This window comes from Cobetia sp. (assembly GCF_983723665.1).
In genome coordinates, this window is record NZ_CFDJES010000174.1 from 1 (window position 1) to 3,549 (window position 3,549).

At 63.7% G+C, this 3,549-nt stretch carries 3 protein-coding genes; all 3 read right to left on the reverse strand.

What is annotated here, in order from left to right:
• On the reverse strand, window positions 1-350 hold a 350-nt coding region (locus tag AC4FAH_RS13200), incomplete at its 3' end, for a hypothetical protein (RefSeq protein WP_490246182.1).
• Between the two features lie 16 nt (window positions 351-366).
• On the reverse strand, window positions 367-1,869 hold the full coding sequence (locus AC4FAH_RS13205; protein ID WP_490246183.1) for a di-heme oxidoreductase family protein: 1,503 nt from the start codon (window positions 1,867-1,869) through the stop codon (window positions 367-369).
• A gap of 202 nt (window positions 1,870-2,071) precedes the next feature.
• Window positions 2,072-3,382 carry an imelysin family protein gene (locus AC4FAH_RS13210; protein ID WP_490246184.1) on the reverse strand — a complete coding sequence of 437 codons (1,311 nt, stop codon included), beginning with the start codon at window positions 3,380-3,382 and terminating at the stop codon, window positions 2,072-2,074.
• Window positions 3,383-3,549: the final 167 nt, after the last annotated feature.

Below are 3,549 nucleotides of genomic sequence, written 5' to 3' on the forward strand. Positions count from 1 at the left end.
CCCAGCATGGCGCTGCGCCAGTCCTGCTTGAGGGTGTCGAGGGTCACGTCACCCTCGGCAGAGCAGAACGCCTGAGTATGCTGCGCGAGCTGTTGCAGGCGGCTGGCAAGTTGCTGGTGCGCCTCGCTCAGCGTGTCAGCGGCAAACTGGCTGACGGCCTCTGCGCTGTTGGTGTCAGTGGTGGCGGCGTCTGTGTTGGCAGCAGGAGAGTCCGTCGCCGCCAGTGTGCTCGTCGAGAACAGCGCGGCGCCCAGCAGTGTCATGCCACAGGCCATCAGGGCCAGGGGCGAGGTCTTGCGCAGGCCAGGTTTCATCGGGGTTGCAGCTGGGGTGAAGGTGTCGCGGGGCATGAACGGGTATTCCTTGTCAGAGAGTCTCGAGGAAGCGCAACAGGGCTTCACGCTGGTCAGTCGGCAGGGCCACGACGGCATCGCGGCTTGGCTGGGCTTCGCCGCCATGCCAGAGCACGGCCTCGAGCAGGGTGCGTGCACGGCCATCATGCAAGAAGCCCGTGGCAGGGTTGACCGTCTGGGCCAGGCCGATGCCCCACAGGGGCGGCGTGCGCCATTCCTGGCCGCTGGCCTCGAATTCGCGGCGATCATCCGCCAGTCCTTCGCCCATGTCATGCAGCAGCATGTCGCTGTAGGGCCAGATCGTCTGCTCGGCCAGTTGTGCCGCCACGCCGCCCGACTGGGTGGTCAGGCGTGGGCGGTGGCAGCTGGCGCATTCAAGCTCGCGGAACAGTTGCTCGCCTTGACGCACCGTCGGGTCATCGATATCACGCCGGGTGGGCACGGCCAGATTGCGCGAGTAGAAGGCCACGTTGTCCATCACGTTGTCGTCGACCTCGATCTCCCCCCCATCGGGCAATGCCTCGCACTTCTGGAGCGGGGTGCAGTCGGTGGAGCTGACCAGATTGGAGGTCAGCCCCATGTCGCCGGCGAAGGCCTTGGCGCTCTGCTGTCGCACATCGGGCTGACCGGCCTTCCAGCCGAAACGGCCCATGACCTCGCGTTGCTCGGCGAGTGACCAGACAGTATTGGCGCGCCCGCTGATGCCGTCGCCATCCGCATCCTGCGGGTCGGCCCACTCGAGCAAGGTCTCGTCGCTGACCGCCTCGAGCAGCCCCAGCCCCACCATGCCGGGGGCGAGACGTGGGGAGAGCGCGATCGCGCCCGGGTCACCGAAGCCGGGTTCGACGATGGAATAGCGCGGCTTGCGCAACGTGATCACTTCCCCGTCCGCCAGGGTCACCGTCACGTCCTCGTAATCCACCTGCATGCGGCCTTCGCGCTCGATGCCGGGCACGGCGGCATTCTGCAGCTGGGTGCCATAGACAGGATGCGGCATCACCCCGGCGATACGCCGGAATTCACGCTCCTCATCGCTCCAGCTGTCCTCGTGACTGTCCGGCAGGCCCAGGCGCAGGAAAAGGCCTACCGAGGGATCGCCCTCAGCCGGCAAGCTGCCGCGGCCATCCTTGACGTGGCAGTTCTGGCAGGCGTTGGTGTTGAACAGCGGGCCGAGGCCATCGCGCGCGGTGGTGCTGGCGGGCGCGATCACCCAGGGGCTCTTGAAGAAGCTGTTGCCGACACTGAAGGACAGACGCTGATCGAAGCTCAGGTTCTTGGCCGGCAGCGAATAGGCATTGGTATCGTGCTTGGGCACGCTGCCGTCGCCACCGCTTCTGTCGGTGTCCTGCAATGGCAGGGAAGACAGATAGCTCATCACTGTCATCGCGGAATCTGCCGTGGGCTTGGGATGATCTGCCGATGCCGACTGAGCAGGCAGACACGCCAGGGCGATGGCAAGTGGCAGGGAGCGGGTCAGGGAGGGACGCAGCATCATGTCGTGGTGCAATATTGGCATACAGGGTTTTCCCGGCTTGCGCGGTCAGGCTGCTCGAAGAGTCGCCTCTCAGGACTCTATCGGCAGACGCGCATGAAAAGCTGGCGCAAGAACCATCAACGCCCGAACCTGTCGTGAGAGAGGTTCGGGCGAGGATATCAGCGCGACGCGAGGCAGCTTGGGGTCTTCAGCCAACTCACGCTTGGCAATGTGGAGCAGTTGATCAGAATTCGTGATCTGCCGTGTCGGCTTCCAGGCCATCGATACCGACGGTGCCGGCAATTTCTTCGATCAGACGGGTCTGGGCGACCAGATCCTGAATGCTGGCATTGATGATCTCGGCGCCTTCGGCATTGCCCGGGGCGATCATCTGGTCAAACTTCATGCCGCCCTCGGCTTCTGCCGTGTCGACCATCACCTGCAGCTGGCCCATGGTGGTGTCCAGTGCCTCGTGCATCTTCTCGGCCAGTTCCGGGTCATTCTGGGCGACGAGTGCATGCAGTGACGGGCCTTCGAAGGTGCGACCGTCTAGGGTCACGTACTTGCCTTCGTAGACGTTCTGGATGCCCTTGGCATTGTAGAAGTGCGAGTAGTGGGTGTTGTCGGAGAAGCAGTCATGCTCGTCTTCATAGGAGTTGGCTTCCAGCGCGACCTTCATGCGCTCACCGGCCAGCTCACCCAGTGACAGGGAGCCCATGCCGAACAACATCTTCTCGAGGCCTTCACCGGCCGGCAATGAAGTCAATTCTGCACGGTAGTTGTCCTTCTCGCCCTGTGCCCACTGGCCGACCATGTACTCCAGGTCGCTGATCAGCAGGTCGTTGGCGGCCAGCAGGTAGGCGCCACGACGGTCACAGTTGTCGGCGGTACAGGCATCGCCCTTGGCGAAGTCGGTCGCCGGGCGCTCGCCGGCACCGGCCTCAAAGCCGTGCATGTCCTGACCCCAGAGCAGGAATTCGATGGCATGGTAGCCGCTGGCCACGTTGGCCTCGAAACCGCCCAGCTCGTTGAGGGACGCCAGCAGCTCCGGGGTGATCTCGGTGGTGTCGATCTTGTCGGCACCGATCTGCACGCTGTCGCTGGCGATGATGTTGGCGCTGGCACCCGGGTTACCCAGTTCGGCCTGATAGCCGTCGCCTTCGACGTAATCGATCAGCCCTTCATCCAGCGGCCAGGCGTTCAGCTGACCTTCCCAGTCATCGACGATGGCATTGCCGAAGCGGAACACTTCACTCTGCTGATACGCCACGCGCGCCTGCTTCCAGGCGGCACGTGCCGCGGACAGCGTCTCTTCGGACGGCGACTCGATCAGCGCGGCATTGGCGGCGCGCAGGGCATTGGCACTGGCCAGGGCATCGCTGTAGGTGGCATGCGCGACGTTGGCGTACTGGGCGACGACAGCGTCGGCCGTCAGCGCCTTGTCATGCGCGTCGCCATGATGCTCTGCCAGAGCGGCACCGGTGAACATGGAGGCTGACAATGCGATGGCAGCTGCCAGCGGCTTGCGTGAGGCAAAACGGAAAGAGGCAGTCATGTGGATCCCTTGATCGGTCTGTTGTTATGCAGTGCGCGCAGAACGGCAGTGCGTGGGGCCGCTCGAGAGAGGGCGGGAAGTCATTACACGGTCTCTCGATGGTCGGCCCGCATCTCACTGGATCATATTGAGAACCTTTATTATTTGCAATCGACAAAACGTGCGTC